The organism is Serratia sp. NPDC087055 (assembly GCF_044900985.1).
In the GTDB taxonomy this organism is placed as follows: domain Bacteria; phylum Pseudomonadota; class Gammaproteobacteria; order Enterobacterales; family Enterobacteriaceae; genus Serratia.
The window spans coordinates 47788-64424 of sequence record NZ_JBJDOG010000005.1; the positions used below are offsets into that span (position 1 = coordinate 47788).

The 16637-nt window shown below is 50.0% G+C and carries 18 protein-coding genes; 9 read left to right on the plus strand and 9 right to left on the minus strand.

Annotation, left to right across the window (positions count from 1 at the left end; genetic code table 11):
• Positions 1 to 70: 70 nt before the first annotated feature.
• Complete coding sequence (locus ACI2J2_RS19820; protein ID WP_209640284.1) at positions 71 to 805, minus strand: bifunctional 2-polyprenyl-6-hydroxyphenol methylase/3-demethylubiquinol 3-O-methyltransferase UbiG; 735 nt, start codon at positions 803 to 805, stop codon at positions 71 to 73.
• Between the two features lie 139 nt (positions 806 to 944).
• On the opposite strand from ACI2J2_RS19820, the gene ACI2J2_RS19825 reads away from it, so the two are divergent.
• Positions 945 to 1397: a GNAT family N-acetyltransferase gene (locus ACI2J2_RS19825; protein WP_209640282.1), complete on the plus strand. Its 453-nt coding sequence runs from the start codon at positions 945 to 947 to the stop codon at positions 1395 to 1397.
• A gap of 69 nt (positions 1398 to 1466) precedes the next feature.
• Here ACI2J2_RS19825 and ACI2J2_RS19830 read toward each other — a convergent pair whose 3' ends face one another.
• On the minus strand, positions 1467 to 2414 hold the full coding sequence (locus ACI2J2_RS19830; protein ID WP_404760680.1) for a LysR family transcriptional regulator: 948 nt from the start codon (positions 2412 to 2414) through the stop codon (positions 1467 to 1469).
• A gap of 125 nt (positions 2415 to 2539) precedes the next feature.
• Between ACI2J2_RS19830 and ACI2J2_RS19835 the strand changes: the two genes are divergently transcribed.
• Genes ACI2J2_RS19835 through ACI2J2_RS19845 form a run of 3 tightly spaced genes read left to right on the plus strand, consistent with a single transcriptional unit; the run spans position 2540 to position 4727 of the window.
• Positions 2540 to 3193, plus strand: coding sequence for a DUF3313 domain-containing protein (locus tag ACI2J2_RS19835; protein WP_404760681.1), 654 nt, complete (start codon positions 2540 to 2542; stop codon positions 3191 to 3193).
• Between the two features lie 40 nt (positions 3194 to 3233).
• Complete coding sequence (locus ACI2J2_RS19840) at positions 3234 to 3581, plus strand: DUF3302 domain-containing protein (RefSeq protein WP_404760682.1); 348 nt, start codon at positions 3234 to 3236, stop codon at positions 3579 to 3581.
• 9 nt (positions 3582 to 3590) lie between these two features.
• Positions 3591 to 4727 (plus strand): HlyD family secretion protein, encoded by a 1137-nt coding sequence (locus ACI2J2_RS19845; protein ID WP_404760683.1) that lies wholly within the window; start codon positions 3591 to 3593, stop codon positions 4725 to 4727.
• Between the two features lie 94 nt (positions 4728 to 4821).
• On the opposite strand, the gene zinT is transcribed toward ACI2J2_RS19845, so the two are convergent.
• Positions 4822 to 5472, minus strand: coding sequence for a metal-binding protein ZinT (gene zinT / locus ACI2J2_RS19850; RefSeq protein ID WP_404760684.1), 651 nt, complete (start codon positions 5470 to 5472; stop codon positions 4822 to 4824).
• Positions 5473 to 5798: 326 nt separating this feature from the next.
• Between zinT and ACI2J2_RS19855 the strand changes: the two genes are divergently transcribed.
• Positions 5799 to 6692: a LysR family transcriptional regulator gene (locus ACI2J2_RS19855; RefSeq protein ID WP_265557071.1), complete on the plus strand. Its 894-nt coding sequence runs from the start codon at positions 5799 to 5801 to the stop codon at positions 6690 to 6692.
• Positions 6693 to 6806: 114 nt separating this feature from the next.
• On the opposite strand, the gene ACI2J2_RS19860 is transcribed toward ACI2J2_RS19855, so the two are convergent.
• Entirely contained in the window at positions 6807 to 7658 is an 852-nt protein-coding gene (locus ACI2J2_RS19860) for an aldo/keto reductase (RefSeq protein ID WP_404760685.1), read from the minus strand.
• Positions 7659 to 7845: 187 nt separating this feature from the next.
• On the minus strand, positions 7846 to 8745 hold the full coding sequence (locus ACI2J2_RS19865; protein ID WP_404760686.1) for a LysR family transcriptional regulator: 900 nt from the start codon (positions 8743 to 8745) through the stop codon (positions 7846 to 7848).
• Between the two features lie 136 nt (positions 8746 to 8881).
• Between ACI2J2_RS19865 and ACI2J2_RS19870 the strand changes: the two genes are divergently transcribed.
• Complete coding sequence (locus tag ACI2J2_RS19870) at positions 8882 to 9802, plus strand: alpha/beta hydrolase (RefSeq protein WP_404760687.1); 921 nt, start codon at positions 8882 to 8884, stop codon at positions 9800 to 9802.
• Positions 9802 to 10734 (plus strand): alpha/beta hydrolase, encoded by a 933-nt coding sequence (locus ACI2J2_RS19875; protein ID WP_404760688.1) that lies wholly within the window; start codon positions 9802 to 9804, stop codon positions 10732 to 10734. The genes ACI2J2_RS19870 and ACI2J2_RS19875 overlap by 1 nt, the downstream gene beginning before the upstream one ends.
• Positions 10735 to 11013: 279 nt before the next feature.
• Here the strand turns inward: ACI2J2_RS19875 and ACI2J2_RS19880 are convergent, their stop codons facing one another.
• The 4 genes from ACI2J2_RS19880 to ACI2J2_RS19895 all read right to left on the minus strand — a co-directional run bounded on the left by ACI2J2_RS19880 (position 11014) and on the right by ACI2J2_RS19895 (position 14488).
• On the minus strand, positions 11014 to 11658 hold the full coding sequence (locus tag ACI2J2_RS19880; protein ID WP_404760689.1) for a LysE family translocator: 645 nt from the start codon (positions 11656 to 11658) through the stop codon (positions 11014 to 11016).
• Positions 11659 to 11726: 68 nt separating this feature from the next.
• Positions 11727 to 12521, minus strand: a complete 795-nt coding sequence (locus ACI2J2_RS19885) for an AraC family transcriptional regulator (RefSeq protein ID WP_404760690.1) — start codon at positions 12519 to 12521, stop codon at positions 11727 to 11729.
• A 188-nt stretch (positions 12522 to 12709) separates the two neighbouring features.
• The gene (locus ACI2J2_RS19890; RefSeq protein WP_404760691.1) at positions 12710 to 13507 is read right to left on the minus strand and encodes an MBL fold metallo-hydrolase; all 798 of its coding nucleotides are present in this window, start codon (positions 13505 to 13507) and stop codon (positions 12710 to 12712) included.
• Positions 13508 to 13744: 237 nt separating this feature from the next.
• Positions 13745 to 14488, minus strand: a complete 744-nt coding sequence (locus tag ACI2J2_RS19895) for an SDR family oxidoreductase (protein WP_209640251.1) — start codon at positions 14486 to 14488, stop codon at positions 13745 to 13747.
• Positions 14489 to 14595: 107 nt separating this feature from the next.
• Here ACI2J2_RS19895 and ACI2J2_RS19900 point away from each other — a divergent pair, with 107 nt between their 5' ends.
• Positions 14596 to 15489, plus strand: coding sequence for a LysR family transcriptional regulator (locus ACI2J2_RS19900; protein ID WP_404760775.1), 894 nt, complete (start codon positions 14596 to 14598; stop codon positions 15487 to 15489).
• Between the two features lie 209 nt (positions 15490 to 15698).
• Entirely contained in the window at positions 15699 to 16487 is a 789-nt protein-coding gene (locus tag ACI2J2_RS19905) for a hypothetical protein (protein ID WP_404760692.1), read from the plus strand.
• Positions 16488 to 16637: the final 150 nt, after the last annotated feature.

Below are 16637 nucleotides of genomic sequence, written 5' to 3' on the forward strand. Positions count from 1 at the left end.
GGGGAGGATCTCATGGGGGAGGTGACCTCCCCATATTGGATAGAGTAAGCATTTATGCGGTGCCGGGTAATTATGTGGGCTTATGTGCGGCGAGAATAAAGAGCATCGGGCGCTCTTTCTCTTCGTCGAGCGCCGGGTTTTCTGCTATTTGCTGCGCCGAAGGGCCCCATTCATTGAGGTAGGTGACGACAAAACCTTGTTGTACCAGCAGATTAATGTAGCTGCCGAGCATACGATGCTGTTTGATCACACCTTCCGCCAGCCAGTTTGAGATCCGTTGGCCCTCTTTCTGATAACCATTGACCGGCCAGGATTTCTGCCCGTTCTGATCCACCAACCAGCCCTGATGCTGCGGCGCAGTATAAATGGGGTGTTCGGCGGTGAAGACAAACTGACCACCGGGCACCAGTGCCTGATAGACCGTAGCAAACAACCGGGCCAGATCGTCTATGTAATGCAGCGTCAGTGAGCTGTAGGCAAAATCGTAGGAAGCAGGGGGAAGTTGAAGCTGCTCCAGATCCTGCTGGCAGTATTCAATGCCGTCATCCTGTGTCAATGTCCGTGCCTGGTTAAGCATTTTTTCCGATAGGTCCAAGCCCAGGACGCTGGCAGCGTTCTGTTCACGGGCACTGCGGCAAAACCAGCCATAACCACAGCCCAGATCGACCACTTTCTTTCCGTGTAAATCCGGCAATATGCTGCGGATGGTCGGCCACTCCGGCGCACCGTCCAAGCCGTTCACGGAACGGTTAAGCTGTGCATATCCATCGAAAAATGCCTGATTATCATAAATATTTTGAGCCATTACGATTCCTGTATTGGGGTTGTGTCTCCGCCATGGTATGCGCTGATGGCGTTGTTTTCCAATATAAACGGGTGTTAAAACAGAGGCATTGCTGCATAATTTTAAACCGACCAGATAATGAAAAATAACAGGTGTTGAGATGGACATTATTTCGGTGCGTCAGTCACCCGAATTTAAACAACAGGCTATTCGCTACTTCCAGCAACAGTGGGCGTCGGAGGAGACCTTGATAATGTATGAGGATGCTATCTCCCGCTGTATTGGTGCAGCCAACCCGTTACCTCAGTGGTATTTGTTAATGGAAAAGACTGAGATCCTTGGCTGTGCGGGGCTGATCACCAATGATTTTATCAGCCGGGGCGAACTCTATCCTTGGCTATGTGCGCTGTATGTGGAGGACGCGCACCGTGGGTGCGGTTATGGCACATTGTTGATTAATCATGTGGCCGCGGAGACGCGCAGACTGGGGTTTCCACAGTTACATTTATGCACCGATCTGGAAGGTTATTACGAAAAGCAGGGTTTTGCCTTTAACGGGCTGGGTTATCACCCCTGGGGGGAGGCGTCGAGGGTGTATACGCGGACGCTGTGAGGATAGGGCCACCTTTATTGAATAGCAGGGTTTTCATCAGGGTGTCTGGTCATGGTGGTGACAGCTTTCTTAGATCAAACGGTGCTCGTGTAGTTTGATGGTGTCCATGATGCTGTCCATCAATACTTGTACCCGATGAGGCAACACACCCCGTTGGCGGTAAATGAGATAAGCCTGCATATCGATGCACCGCTTACGTTCAATACAAGGTAGCAATGAACCGGACTCCAATGCCGAGGCCACTGAGTAATAAGGGGCATAAATAATGCCCAATCCCTGCTTGGCTAACTCAATGGCCGGCAAAATATTGTCACAGATGCTGGCACCGTTGACCGTCACTTGCACTAACTGACCTTGTGAATCATAGCTGCTCCAGGTGTTGCGGCTTCCGCCTAACACCCGCAAAGTAATACAGCGATGCTGCGTCAGTTCCATCGGCTCGGTAAGCGGTGAATGAGCAATGTAATCCGGTGATGAAAACAACCCGACGCGAAAACGGGTCAATGGCCGGGCAATCAGGTTCTCGTTTTGCGGCTGGAATAGGCTAATTAACAGATCACAGTCGCTGTCGAAAACGGCGCCATATTTCTTCTCACGTTCATCCGGATTACGAGTCACTAAATCAACGATCAGTTCTGGAGATTCACGTAACAGGGGCGGCAATAGATAACGCGTCAGGAATGAATGAATGCCAATGGGCGCCCCAAGCGTCACCGTGCCGTTCAGGCTGCGTTTATAGGTGCCGGACATGTCGAGCAAGTCGTTATGCTCATCGAGTAAAAAGGCGGCGCGACGTAAAAACTGCTCACCGAACTCGGTTAAAGACAGCGTTCGCGGGCTGCGCAAAAAGATTTCCAGACCAAGCCGCCGCTCAAGTGCCGTCAGCGTGCGTGACACATTGGATTGCGGCATATCCAACAGCTGTGCCGCCTTGCTGACGCTGGCGGTTTCGGCGATTAAGCGAACAATCCTGAGTTCGTCTATCTTGAAGTCTTTTGCTTTCACGCGGTGAACCATTCTTGGTTTGTATATCAAAAATGATATACATTTTTGCCGGTATTGTCATATGACTTATCACTGAGCGGCGGGTATTCTTTTGGTCAATTATTTGCTATGCATTAAAATTGACATGGAAGATTATTATGAAAATAACCTGCGCGATAATTTTACCCGTGACGTTAACGTTGACCGCCTGTTCATCATCGGTCACTGAAAAAGAGAAATACTCAACGTTTCTGCCGAATTATAATGATATTACCAAGAGCCAATCGGCGTCTGGCAAGGATGTATTATATTGGAAGGATAGCAACGTTGATTTTTCCAAATATAAATATCTGGTTTACCAGCCGATGATCTACTTTCCACGACCAAAACCTAGCGAGATGGTGAGCCAGCAGGCGCTTGATAATATCCTCCGATACACCAACAGACAGTTCAAGCAGGCAATGGGCTCTCACTTCATTTTAGAGGATGTACCGCGCGAAAATACGCTGATTTTCCGTGGGGCGATCACGGCGATAGACACGCAGAAGAAGGGGCTACAGGTGTATGAGGTACTGCCGATTACGCTGCTGGTTGCCGCAACGCAAAGCGTGACTGGCCACCGTACCATGGAAAGCGCCGTTTATATGGAAGGTGAGTTTATTGACGCCTCAACCCACCAGCCGGTAATCAAAGTGGTGAGGAAGGCGTCCGGAGAAAATCTGAATAATGAAAAGTCGCAGTTAAAAGTGGCCGATGTTAAAAATGCCATAGATACCATTGCCAATGATATTAAATCCTATAAGACGTCATAGACGTCGGTAATTAGTTTAGCCTTATTAACCAGGGTTTCGCATGTTTCTAGATTACTTCGCTTTAGGCGTATTGATCGCCGTGTTTTTAATTCTGTTTTACGGTGTGATCATTATTCACGATATTCCTTATCTGCTGGCCAAAAAACGCCAGCACCCGCATCAGGATGCCATTCATGTGGCGGGCTGGGTAAGCCTGTTTACCCTACATGCCATTTGGCCACTGTTATGGATTTGGGCGACCTTATACCGGCCGGAACGGGGCTGGGGAATGGGGGATAAGGTTGAACAACCTGACGCTTTGCAGGCGCGAATTAACAAGCTTGAAAGCGAGTTGCAACGTATGCAGATGCAAGTGGCGGATCAATGTTTGTCGTCTACGAAAGGTTGAGAAAACAGTATGGATCTCTTAATTATTCTCAGCTACGTCGCGCTGAGCTACGGCGTATTCAAACTGTTCCGTATTCCTGTCAATAAGTGGACGGTACCGACCGCAGTGCTTGGCGGTATTTTTATTGTGGGTGTCTTAATCTTGGGCATGAACTATAACCATCCTTATACCTACCGGGCACAGAAGATTGCGATTTCTGTCCCGATCGTCCCGCAGGTTTCGGGAATGATTGTTGAAGTCACCGATAAAACCAACGTGTTATTGCGTAAAGGGGAGGTTCTGTTTCGTCTTGATGATACCCGCTACCGCGCCCGACTGAACAAGCTGCAGGCAGAACTTGCTGGCGCACAAGCGGATGTACGAGTACGTCAGGCAACATTGAATGAGTCCGCAGCAAATGTTCAGCGTGTGAATGCTGAGTACGAGCGTGCTCGCAAGGATTATCAGCGCTATGCCAAGGGCGCGACCATGACGGTCAATCCTTTTTCTGAGCAAGACATTAGCCATGCACAACAACAATATCAGGCACAATCTGCCGCATTGCAGGCCGCCAAGGCCCAGCATCAACAGGCGCGGGAACAACTTTCAGGCCACTACAAGGGCGAAGATACCCACATCGCCAGCCTGAAATCGCAGATTGCAGAGGCAACGTATAATCTGGAACAAGCCACGGTACATGCGCCAAGCGACGGTTATGTGACGCAAGTGTTGGCCAGACCGGGCACTACGGCGGTACGGCTGCCTTTCAAGCCAGTGATGATTTTTATTCCACAGCAAAAGCGGCAAGTGGTGGCGGTATTCCGTCAGAACTCGATCCTGCGTTTAACCGAGGGCGATAAGGCCGAGGTGGTATTCAACGGTTTGCCAGGCAAGGTTTATGGTGGTTTGGTGACGCGGGTACTGCCCGTCGTGCCTGACGGCAGCTATCAGGCCAGCGGTGCATTGCAGGGATTAAATGTCGGTGCAATGCAGGAAGGGGTTTACGTGATGATCGATCTGGCACCTAGCCCAGAACTCGACAAACTCCCCGACGGTGTGACGGCACAGACTGCGGTCTATACCGAGCACTTTGAGCATCTTTCCATCATGCGTAAGGTTCTGTTACGCATGACCAGTTGGCTGCATTATCTGTATTTGGATCACTAGCGGTGAGTTGTTTGGCGGGTTAGCGCTGCCGATAAGAAAACCCGCAACCTGGGTCGCGGGTTTTTCGTTATTGTCACCCGATCTATCATCACTTTCAGTGGTGCAGCATATCGTCGACGACCTGTTCCGTTGTCAGTTGGAAGGGGTAGTAAGTCGGCCAGTTATCCATTTCCGCCAGCAATGCTTCCTGGGATGTATTTCCCATAAATATGTGGAAATGGGCCGATTTGCGTGGCGCGATGGTGTGATCGCTGAATTGAACATATTTCGGCGCTTGGCTACCGGCATCTTTACATTCAAACAGGTAGCGAACCCCTTTTTTGCCCGAGGTGTAAGTCAGGATTTTATAGCCGGCATAGTCGTACTTGCAGGAGCTCTCTTCGTTGCCTTTATGGAAGGCCATAACGCCGTTTTCAATCCCAATAGTGTCTATATCGCCAGCGTACCCTTTGCGGTAATACGCTTTGATCTGTTCGAAGGTTTTACCCGGTTCTTTTTCTGCCTTCTTCTTGAACACCGGATCAAGGTCCCCATTTTGCAAATAAGGATAAACCGACTGCCATACGCCATCCCAATCCGACAGGTTTCTATCCTTCACGTTCTTATCATCGAAAACACCGACAGCGGCCTTTTGCTCGATGTCCGTCAAAGGTTTGCCATGCGAATGATGGCCATGGGCTGACACGTAGCCACACACCAAGAACGCACCCAGCGCCAATGAAAGTTTACCAAGATAACGTCCCAAAATATCACTCTCCTTAGGATTGCAAAAAAACAAAACGTTACAATATAACATAACAATTATTGATTCAATGCGATCTTCAGTTACCTGAGGCATCCCTCCACAAAGACGCGTTTCCCAACGAACCCATCATCAGTATTTTCCGAGGGGCGATTTTAGAATCCGGCATCAGCAGGTAACGCCTCATTGCGTTGATTTCTGGCAAGAGTCATGGGGGGATGGCCCATTTCAATTATCATTATTGTCAGTAACGGGGCTAAAATGAAGGTGTCTATGAATACCCTTCATAAGTTCTCTTTGGGGGGCGATGCTTGAACAAGGAAATAACAATGCTCAAAGAAAACTTCAATGAACTCCAAATCTTTCTTGTGGTGGCAAGAGAGCGAAGTTTTACCAAAGCTGCTGGTAAGCTTGGTGTTTCCCAGTCAGCCCTTAGCCATGCCATGAAAGCTCTGGAAGAACGACTGAATCTCCGTCTTTTAACCCGAACCACGCGAAGCGTTGCCCCCACAGAAGCCGGCGAGAGAATTATTGCCTGCCTTGAACCTCGTATTGCCGATCTTGAGCAGGAGCTGGAGTCGCTTGTGCAACTGAATGGCAGAGCCTCCGGCAACATCCGTTTATCTGCGGGAGAACACGCTGCGCGGAGTCTGGTATGGCCGAAGCTAAAACCTTTTCTCAAGGAATATCCGGAAATCAATGTCGAGTTGTTGGTCGATAACGGCTTCGTCAATATCGTCGATGGCCGCTTTGATGCCGGGATCCGCCTGGGCGAAAGCGTGGATAAAGACATGATCGCTGTGAAGATTGGTCCGGATATGCGAATGGCCGTGGTGGGCGCACCGTCATATTTTGCAGCTAACCCTGCGCCTGAGACGCCGCATGAGCTACAAAATCATCGCTGCATCAATATGCGCTTGCCGACTGCCGGCGGCCTTTATCACTGGGAGTTTGAGAGGGAAGGGAAGCCGCTGCGTGTGAGAGTTGAAGGACAGGTAACGTTTAATCTGCTGGCGGAAAGGATCGATGCGGTGTTATCGGGTTTTGGCATCGCCTGTGTTCCCGAGGATGTGGTTCAGGATCATGTAAAGTCAGGAGAACTTATTCAGGTTCTGCAGGACTGGTGCCCTTCTTTCCCCGGGTACTACCTTTATTACCCCAGCCGCAAACAGCACCCACCTGCTTTTGCGCTGATGATCGATGCGCTTCGGTACTCGCAATAGCGGCTCCGCAATGTGCAGCGGACCCGCCTGAGTTTTAACGAAGCGCCATGTAACCGAATCCAGAGATACCCGGATAACATTTTTGCATTTAATAAGCGCTTCTTTTGTCCTGGCTTAAACGTCGAGTTTGCGGCCAGTCAGCCATTCAACCATGGCTGGATCGCGATGAGAAAAGAATGCGCTGGTGGCTGTATCAAGAGCGGCAATCTGCAGCATATCTGCAGAGTTGAGTTCAAAATCGAGAATATTGATGTTCTCTTCCATGCGTTCTTTTCGCACTGATTTTGCCAGCGAAACGATGCCGCGCTGGTATATCCACCGCAGAACAACCTGACCTACACTTTTTCCGTATTTTTGACCAATCGCCGTTAACACGGGGTGTTGGAACAGACCATTTTTACCCTCCGCAAAGGGTGCCCAGGCCTCCGGCTGAATGCCACGGCTTTGCATCCAGGGAGCGGCATGCAATTGTTGGTTGAAGGGGTTTACTTCAATCTGGTTGACCGCAGGGACCACTTTGTTAAAGGCGATAAGATCGGCGAGCCTGTCAGGGTGGAAGTTACTGACGCCTATTGCACGAATTTTGCCTGCCTGTTGGAGTTCTTCCATTGCACGCCAGGCACCATGCACATCACCGTATGGCTGGTGAATCAGGCACAGGTCAACATAGTCCAGCTGCAGTCGGTTCAGAGAACGTTCGAACTGCGCTTTAGCACCTTCGTAATGGGTACCCTGTAGCCAAAGTTTAGTGGTAACAAAGAGTTCGTTACGTGCGATCCCGCTCTGTTTCAGTGCGTTGCCGACCTGGGTTTCATTCTGGTAAGACGCGGCGGTATCGATCAGGCGGTATCCTGTATCGATGGCGTCAATAACGGCTCTTTCGCATTCGGCGGCATCAGACATCTGAAACACGCCAAAACCCAGCAGGGGCATTTCAATGCCGTTATTCAGTTTTACAGTTTGCATGACGTTATCCTTCAGCTGTTGTGTAGGAAAGCATAACGCAAAGCGGTTTATTCGATTAGAGGGGGTAATTAACTAGGGTTTATTAGACATATTCATTAATTATGCCAACGCCTGGTGCCAATCGCGGAGGTTGCAATGTGGTTCATTGGCGGGCTCAGAACGTGAGAAATATCATCACAAGGCGTGGCTAAGCAGATCCCTTATATTTGAGCTCATCAATGAATAAGGAGAAGGCAGAGCCAGGATGGCGCCGGTGTGGATAGTACAGGTGGTATCCAGGCAAATCAGGGGTAAATTTCTCCAGAACGCGAATCAGTTTTTTTTCTTCAATGGCATTCTGTACCTGGTCATAAGGTAGGTAGGCCAGCCCGTGTCCGTTAAGCACGGCATCAACAATCAAATCTAGCGTATTTAGCAGTAGTTGACCTTCCATGTGAACCCGGACTTCTCGCCCCCCGCGGATGAGTCGCCAGCGGTTTGCTGTACCTGATGTCGGAAGATACAGGTTGATAGCCTGGTGATCGACCAAGTGCGCGACAGATGTTGGGGTTCCCCGTCGCGCAAGATAATCTGGTGCACCCACTATCGCCATTGGAATATCAGGCCCAATACGCACTGCAATCATATCTTTGTCCATTTCGCCACCCAGGCGTACACCGGCGTCAAAACGTTCAGATACCACGTCAGTCAGGCCATAATCGATGATGAGTTGTACATTGATTTCGGGGTGAGATTTCAACAAATTGTGCATGGCAGGCAGCAGTATGGTCTTTGCTGCATGTTCAACCGTTGTGATACGTATCGTGCCGGAAGGTCGGTCGCGTAAATCCCCCAGAGAGGCCACGGCAGAATCAAGATCATGCAGCATGGGGCCCAGTACGGACAACAGTTGCTCTCCGGCCTCGGTAGTTACAACGCTGCGGGTCGTTCGCGTCAAAAGACGAAACCCCAGTCGTTCTTCAATGCGCCGGACAATCTGGCTTAATGCCGACTGCGCCATATTCAGACGAGACGCGGCCCGGGTAAAACTGCGTTCTTCAGCGACGACCACAAATGCCACCAGATCCGCTATCTCATCACGCTTCATCTCTGCCTTTATTTTCGTTAATTAATCATTTAAATGATAGGTCCTATCGTGATTTTGGGTCTAATCATCTTAATGGTCAATGACTATAGTGATATCACCAGGCGTTACTGCTAACCGAAGCCCTATGAGGAACCGGATGATGAACCAGAAAATCAGCTTCACTAATACCAATATCCCGACTATTTCTTTATCTGCTGTGATCTATTTCCCCCCAGCATTTGATGAGAACCGTGAGTATCCGGCTATCGTCGTTTCCCACCCGGGTGGCGGTGTTAAAGAACAAACTGCCGGAACCTATGCTGAAAAGCTGGCAGAAAATGGATTTGTGACCATTGCCTACGACGCATCCTACCAGGGGGAAAGTGGCGGTGAGCCGCGTCAGTTAGAAAATCCGTATATTCGTACCGAAGACATTAGCGCTGTGATTGATTATCTGACCACGCTGCCGTATGTCGACAATGCGCGAGTGGGGGCAATGGGGATTTGTGCTGGTGCGGGTTATACCGCAAATGCTGCAATTCAGGATCGCCGCATAAAAGCGATAGGTACCGTAAGTGCGGTAAATATTGGCTCGATGTTCCGTAACGGCTGGGAAAACAATGTGAAATCCATTGACGCATTGCCGTACGTAGAGGCGGGCTCAAACGCCCGTACCGGTGATATTACCAGTGGTAACTATACCACCATGCCACTGGCACCGATGAAAGAGTCCGATGCCCCAAACGAAGAATTACGCCAAGCCTGGGAATATTACCATACGCAACGCGCGCAATATCCAACCGCTCCTGGGTTCGCCACGCTGCGCAGCCTGAACCAGATTATTACCTATGATGCCTATTCTATGGCCGAAGTTTATCTGACCCAGCCGATACAGGTTGTGGCGGGCAGCATGGCTGGGAGTAAATGGATGAGTGACGATTTGTATGACCGTGCCTCAAGCACCGACAAGCGCTATCACATTGTAGAAGGCGCTAACCACATGGAACTGTATGACGGTAAAGAGTACGTCGCTGAAGCGGTTTCGGTATTAGCCCCATTCTTTAAAGGAACACTGTAATGAAACATGTGCATATTCAGAATACCGACATGGCCTGGCACATTGCAGCCGATATTCAGTTCCCACTGGATTTTGATGAGTCCAGACAATACCCGACGATTATCAGCGTCCATCCTTTTGGCAGTTGTAAGGAGCAGACATCCGGCAATGTTTACGGCAAAGCGCTGGCTGAAGCGGGTTACGTCGTTATCGCCTATGACGCCAGTTTCCAGGGGGAGTCTGGTGGTACTCCACGTTGGGTAGAAGATCCGACCCAGCGTGTAGAGGATATTAGCCGAGTGATTGATTACGCCGTCACTCTGCCCTACGTCAATGCTGAACTTATCGGCGTGTTGGGTATCTGCGGCGGTGGCGGCTATGCCATCAATGCCACCCTGACAGAAAAACGAATCAAGGCCGTAGTGAGCATTACCGGCGTTAATATCGGCCGACTTTTCCGCGAAGGTTTCAGTAATTACGACCCGATTGGCGCTCTGAATGCGATGGCTGCACAGCGCACAATCGAAGCACTGGGGGGCGAGCTTCACATTAACGAACTGCTACCTGCCAGCCTTGATATGGCGAAAGCCCATGGGCTGACCGAGCGTGATGTCTATGAGGCCACTGACTACTACAAGACATCTCGCGGTCAACAACCCGGTGGCGCAACGCGAATGCTGTTTTCGCATGCTCAGAAAACGCTGGCCTGGGATGCCTTTGCGTATGCTGAGGTGTTACTGACGCAGCCAGTGATGGTCGTTGTCGGAGAGAAAGTCGGTGCCTTTGGCGCCTATCGCGATGGCATGGAGATTTATGGACGAGCAACAATCTCGAAGCAGCGCGAACTGGTTTCCTTGCCTGATTTCTCACATTACGAGCTGTATGACAAACCTGAAGCCGTTCGTGAAGCACTGGCCAGGGTGCTGCCGTTTTTTGCCGCACACCTGGGATAAGACCAGACGCCTCTATGAGTAGGCCGCTGACTAATAGGTGGCGCCAGTGGCCGGGTTGTTCGCGACCCTGGAAATATTCGACACCCGCACCCGGCAAACCGCCGGGTGATCATGGGCGACGTGTTGAACCCGTCGGTTCTCGAACAGGCCCTGTAGGGGCAGGATCTTGTCTATGCCAACTTGGCGGGGGAGGGCCAGGATCTGATCTTCAGGCGAAGGCCGTGATAGAGGCTCCGGGCTAGATTAAACCTTATCTACCGAACAACGCTGCCAATCTGCCTATTTAAGACCCTGGAGCACTCGCGTGGCCAGAATGGCAACGGCCAATGCCAGAATGACGGCGCCAAAGAACTTATTAATATAGATACCGATTGCCGGGCTGGTTTTTATTTTCAGTGCAATTTTACCTGCCAGAAATACCAGGGGAATTTCAATGAGGAACATAATGACGATGAGCTCAATGCCCAATATCAGCATCTGCATACCCGGCATGCCCGCTTCAACCCGAATGAACTGCGGGATAAATGCCAATGTAAAGATGATGGCCTTAGGGTTCAGCAAGTTGGTCAGTAATCCTTGCGAATAAAGTTTATGCAGGCTTTTCCGCTCGCTGTTGTTTTGAAGGCTGATCGCGTTTTTGTTGTTAAAGATGCCAAAGCCTACCCACATAATATAGAGCGCGCCGCCGACGACAAAAAAACCATATAACACAGGCGAAGAGGCGATCAGCGCCGTAACGCCGGCAATCGCAAGGCCGATGTGACACGTCACCCCAGTGACAGCGCCAAATACGGTGATTAGCCCCGCTTTCGTTCCCTGGCTGATGGCGTTAGACAATGCGCAAAGCATGTCGGCACCCGGAATAAGCGTTAGCGCGGCAGCCGAAAGAGCAAATAAACCCAGCGTGGTAAGATCGATGAACATGTTTTCTTCTCGTCGTCAAAAAGGCATATTCTTAGCGCCTCTTCGTCAGCGAGATAGAACGATATTGCTCAAATGCGCCGATCGCGGTAGCTACGCGGCGTGACGCCGTACGTCGACTTAAATATTCTGCCCATGTGCGACTGATCGGCAAATCCGCAAGCGATAGCGATTTCCGCGATATCTCCGCCCCTGGAAAGCAAGGCCTTAGCCTGTTGCAATCTAAGCTGCCGCTGATAGCGACTCGGCGATAAACCAAATTTTGCCGAGAACTGGCGGCAAAGGTGGAACTTCGATATGCCGACTGCCTGCGCCAGCATATCCAGACGTACTTCCTGCGCATTATGATCGTGCAGATACTCTTTTGCCCTTCGCAAACCTGGCGTGATGTCGCCAGCCTCAGTCAATGACTGCCACGGGGAAAACACCTGGAGCAGCTCCGCCACACAGTGGCTCCAGGCCACTTCACGATCAAAATGGCTAGATTGCATGTCAGTTAATACCGTAGCGGTTTCACACAATTTTTTGGCTAACACCGCATGTTCGATGTGCTTTCCCTTGATCGCCGGTAATTGCATTGCCATGCTCTCCGCTGCGCCGAGCAGCATCTCGTGGCTGGGATAAAACATAAAATAGTGGCAACCCTCTACACCCAGAGTGGTCCCGGCATGCATCTGCCCTGGGGAGATGACGCTGATTTGCCCACGGCAGACGATACCCTCGGCGTCGCCTTTGGCACTGTTGTTATTGGCGCCGCGCAGGACAACGCCAATCGACCAGGTATCATGCCAGTGCACGTCAAATCGGTGGTCCGAAAAATCTGCAATGAGCAGCTCAAGCCCGCCCAACGCGTCAAAACGATGCATGAATGCCGAATTCCCCATAGCCTTTCTACCTGCTTAATCGCTGCCACCGGTGACCAAAATAACACACAACACGCAGCGTGAAAGCCAGCGGTTCAACATTGAAAATGTGTCCTTTGCATCATAAAAAAGGGGCCATTCGGCCCCATAACATCATGTTCGCATTCATTCTTTATTAACTATCGGGCAGATTAATGTTGATTCATTGCGCCGTAGTTTAAAGGGTGCCAGCCATAGCCATCACCGCTTTTACTGATGTAGCCCAGGCCAGGGAAGGACAGATGCGCGCCCGCGACAAGTGCTCTTTGCTGAGCAAGACTGTCAAACAGCCTCTTGCGCTGTGCAACGGCGGCAGGGACATCAATATCATAGGCGATAGCGACATTCGGGTCAGGGAATTGTACGGAAGCGACGTGGATCATATCGCCCAGTATCACCATCTTTTTCCCTTTGCTTTCGACGGCAAACACGCTGTGTCCTGGCGTGTGCCCACGCGTATCGATAGCCGAAATACCCGGTGTTAATTCCTTGTCGCCTTCGAACGTCTTCAGTTTTCCCGCCGTTTCGTAAGGCTTTAATGAAACGGATGCGGCATCAAAGAAGCGCTTATCTTTCTCTTCCGCCTGTTGTTTTTTCTCTTCGCTAAGCCAAAAAGCGACTTCTTCTTTCTCCACTCTGACGATGGCGTTCGGGAAAGCGATTTTATTCTGCGCCATCAGTCCCCCCACATGATCGGGGTGTAAATGGGTTAAATAAATCTCATCCACCTGTTCCGCCTTATAGCCCGAAGCATTTAAATTTTTCATCATCTTGCCCAGCGTTTCGCCATGCAGCATGCCGGTGCCAACGTCGATTAAAATCAACTTGCCTCCGGTGTTAATCAGATAGGCATTCACCGATGTCGGCAAGGGTAACGACAGGTTATTGAGCGCCATCGCCTTTTCGAGCTGCTTCAACTGAGTGTTGATCAATATTTTATCTGCGGGCATCGGGCTTATTCCGTCAGACAACGCCGTCACTTCGAAGTCGCCAAGCATTATCCTGTAGAACCCGGGATTTTCTATTTTAGAAAAAGGCGCCATGGCGGTTGAAGCAGCGGAAAAAACGGCGAGAAACGCGCCAATGAGTATATTGCGACGCATAGAAGACCTCGTTAATGTAAGAAAAAATACCTAAGAACCCCTATGAAATAGGGGTAATGAACGTTGAATCTTCCTACCGATGATTTAGAACTCTTGCACTGTCGGCCTGATAACAATTTCACTTACGTCCACGTCTGAAGGCTGCTCGATCGCATACGCTATGGCACGCGCGATTGCATCGGCAGAAATCGCCTGGCTCTGATAGAGCTCGACAACGGCCTTCGAGCTTTCTGCGTGCGAGCTGCCCATCTTCAATTCAGTATCGATCAGGCCGGGAGAGATGGTGGTGGTTCTGATCTTCCCGCCGACTTCATGGCGTAAACCTTCGGTTATGGCGCTTACCGCGAATTTTGTGCCGCTATAGACCGTCCCTCCGGGACTGAATACCTTCTTGCCGGCGATGGACGAAATTGTGATGTAATGACCGAATTGCTGTTTTTCGAACAGAGGCAGCGTCGCGGCGATGCCGTAAAGCACCCCTTTCACATTGATATCAATCATTCGCTCCCACTCATCAACCTTCACGGCATTGAGCGGGGCGATCGACATTAGCCCTGCGTTGTTGACCAATACATCAATCTTGCCAAATTGCTTTACGGCCTGGGCGATCATCGCTTCGACATCCAGGCGGTTTGTCACATCCACCTGCAGCGCTAATGCGCTCCCTCCGGCATCAACGATTTGCTGGACCAACGCATCAAGACGCGCTTTTCTGCGTGCCGCAACGACCACCGTGGCCCCCTTTGCAGCCAGGTGCTTTGCGGTTGCTTCACCAAGCCCACTGCTGGCGCCGGTGATCACGACGACTTTACCTGCAATACTGTTCATCTTTCTTTCCTCCTGTATTTGTCTGTGCGAATACTTTATCCGCAGTTTAAAATCAGTAAATGGAAGTGTTATGCTTTTAGAATTCCATTTTTTGGAATAAAGAGGTGATGGTGCAAAACAGACAAGAAGCATTACGTATTTTCTGCTGTGCCGCAGAGGAGATGAACTTTAAACACACGGCGACCAGGCTTGGTATTTCCCCGCAAAAAGTCACAAGAGCCATCAAAGAGTTAGAGTCGTTGCTCGGGGAGCAGCTATTTCACCGCAGCACCCGAAGCGTAAAACTCACGGATTTTGGCCTCGGTTTTTTTGAGCAGGCAAAAATAGCCATGGAACAGATGAACAGGCTGTTTCAGGAAAAAAAGAAGAGTACAGAAGATATCAATGGCGTTGTACGCATCACGGCACCACATACCTATGGCAGTGAAATCATCATGCCAATATTGGCGGAGATTACACGTTTGTATCCCGCAATTACGCTCGAACTCCACCTGTCAAATATACACAGCGACCTGGTTGATGAAAAAATCGATATCGGCATACGCATAGGCTTTTTGCATGACCAAACCTGCATCGTTCGCCAACCCTGTACCATGCCTTTCCATCTGGTTGCATCACCGAAGCTGCTTGAACATATGCCGCCGCCTGCCAACGTTGATGATCTTGTCCGCCTGCCGATTGTGGCGCTGCTTAACCGTAAAACCGGGCGCTACTGGCCATGGGAGTTTAGTCAAAAACGCAATTTCTATCCGAAATCCGCCGCATTTGTCACTGACACACCCGATATTGAACGCAAAGCGGTACTCGCCGGTTTAGGGTTTGCCCAACTGGCGGGGTATTTGGTAGAAGACCACATCGCGTCAGGTGAGCTGGTCTCCGTTCTCCGTGACGATGCACCGCCTCCGTGGCCGGTCAATCTCTACCACACACATCAGACCCCTTATCCAATGAGAGTGCGTTTGGTTTTTGATTATCTTTTCAAAAAATTGAGTCAGGGCTAGATGCGCCAAGGTTATCGAACCTCGCGAACCAGGCACGGATTACCCAACCGGCCTGGGCCGGTTCTCGAAGTGCTTCTGACGGTAATATCTGCCTTGCTACAAGAGGGCTGAACGTTCATTCATTTCACGCTATGGCTGACTCTGGATAAGGCCTATTATTATACGGTCTCTATACCGATGGTTACGAATGCTGGGGTTGCGGTATTACAATGCAACCAGCGGCATGGGAAAAAGATAAGAAGGTCAGGGCATATTTTAAAAAGAAGCGCCACACCAAGCATCTTCCTGATTGTGATGCAGATGCTGAAAACGCCGTTGTTCGTCAAGGACAGAAGAAGAGCGTTCGCCACATACTGGACAGTGCCCCAGGCTTATCACCTTCAGGTTTGAAACTCATAGATAAGCGGCCCACTATCGACCTCGATTTAACTGGTGGAGCAAGCAAGCCAAGTTCTACACGTCCGGCATCTTCATCGCCGAGTGAAGGCAATGCTCCCACGAGAGAATCACGTCGTCAGGTTAATTCAATTCGTCAGATTTGCCGCGCATTTATCCGTTTTCCTCATGACCGCGATATGTCACTTAGTGTGCCCGGCGTTGCTGGACATAACTACATGACTATCTTCAAAAAAATCAAACCTCCGATACAACCCTATCCTGACGCAAAGATTTTTTATGCTCAGCTTTTGTGGCAGAGATTAAGCTACGATGACGAAATGCTCATTATTCCTTTGTCCGGTGAATGGGAAGGCGGCAAACCATCGAGAATTTACCAGACCCATATTGAATGGGCGCACTGGTCTAAAGCTAAACGCACCGTGCTTCGTAAGGAACTGGAGGCCGCTCAAGCAGAAGCGAAAGAGGCCAAAGATAAGGGGCAGCAGGATAAAGCATGGGTCTTTTTCATGGGTGAACAAGACGTTGATAATCAGGAGATCTTTTATGTGATCGACTACAGATTAATCTGTTCTATTATGGGGTATATCACTTATTCCTGAAGAGAAAATCTGCTTCGTAAGTGATTGTCGGAAAACAAGCTAACCAACATTAGAATGCAAGACTCCGACATTAGCTGTCGAAATAGAAAGTCAGGATTGAGTTGAGGTCACCTATATACGCTTGAGGTTTTATTGTTATTTTTGACAACT

Excerpts from the sequence above, each read along its gene's own strand:
- ACI2J2_RS19870 (WP_404760687.1), top strand. The coding sequence starts at position 8,882 with ATGATGAACCAGAAAATCAGCTTCACTAATACCAATATCCCGACTATT.
- ACI2J2_RS19905 (WP_404760692.1), top strand. The coding sequence starts at position 15,699 with ATGCAACCAGCGGCATGGGAAAAAGATAAGAAGGTCAGGGCATATTTT.
- ACI2J2_RS19840 (WP_404760682.1), top strand. The coding sequence starts at position 3,234 with ATGTTTCTAGATTACTTCGCTTTAGGCGTATTGATCGCCGTGTTTTTA.
- ACI2J2_RS19835 (WP_404760681.1), top strand. The coding sequence starts at position 2,540 with ATGAAAATAACCTGCGCGATAATTTTACCCGTGACGTTAACGTTGACC.
- ACI2J2_RS19820 (WP_209640284.1), bottom strand. The coding sequence starts at position 805 with ATGGCTCAAAATATTTATGATAATCAGGCATTTTTCGATGGATATGCA.
- ACI2J2_RS19875 (WP_404760688.1), top strand. The coding sequence starts at position 9,802 with ATGAAACATGTGCATATTCAGAATACCGACATGGCCTGGCACATTGCA.
- ACI2J2_RS19825 (WP_209640282.1), top strand. The coding sequence starts at position 945 with ATGGACATTATTTCGGTGCGTCAGTCACCCGAATTTAAACAACAGGCT.
- ACI2J2_RS19865 (WP_404760686.1), bottom strand. The coding sequence starts at position 8,745 with ATGAAGCGTGATGAGATAGCGGATCTGGTGGCATTTGTGGTCGTCGCT.
- ACI2J2_RS19900 (WP_404760775.1), top strand. The coding sequence starts at position 14,596 with ATGGTGCAAAACAGACAAGAAGCATTACGTATTTTCTGCTGTGCCGCA.
- ACI2J2_RS19860 (WP_404760685.1), bottom strand. The coding sequence starts at position 7,658 with ATGCAAACTGTAAAACTGAATAACGGCATTGAAATGCCCCTGCTGGGT.
- ACI2J2_RS19830 (WP_404760680.1), bottom strand. The coding sequence starts at position 2,414 with ATGGTTCACCGCGTGAAAGCAAAAGACTTCAAGATAGACGAACTCAGG.
- ACI2J2_RS19885 (WP_404760690.1), bottom strand. The coding sequence starts at position 12,521 with ATGCATCGTTTTGACGCGTTGGGCGGGCTTGAGCTGCTCATTGCAGAT.
- ACI2J2_RS19855 (WP_265557071.1), top strand. The coding sequence starts at position 5,799 with ATGCTCAAAGAAAACTTCAATGAACTCCAAATCTTTCTTGTGGTGGCA.
- ACI2J2_RS19890 (WP_404760691.1), bottom strand. The coding sequence starts at position 13,507 with ATGCCCGCAGATAAAATATTGATCAACACTCAGTTGAAGCAGCTCGAA.
- ACI2J2_RS19895 (WP_209640251.1), bottom strand. The coding sequence starts at position 14,488 with ATGAACAGTATTGCAGGTAAAGTCGTCGTGATCACCGGCGCCAGCAGT.
- ACI2J2_RS19880 (WP_404760689.1), bottom strand. The coding sequence starts at position 11,658 with ATGTTCATCGATCTTACCACGCTGGGTTTATTTGCTCTTTCGGCTGCC.
- ACI2J2_RS19845 (WP_404760683.1), top strand. The coding sequence starts at position 3,591 with ATGGATCTCTTAATTATTCTCAGCTACGTCGCGCTGAGCTACGGCGTA.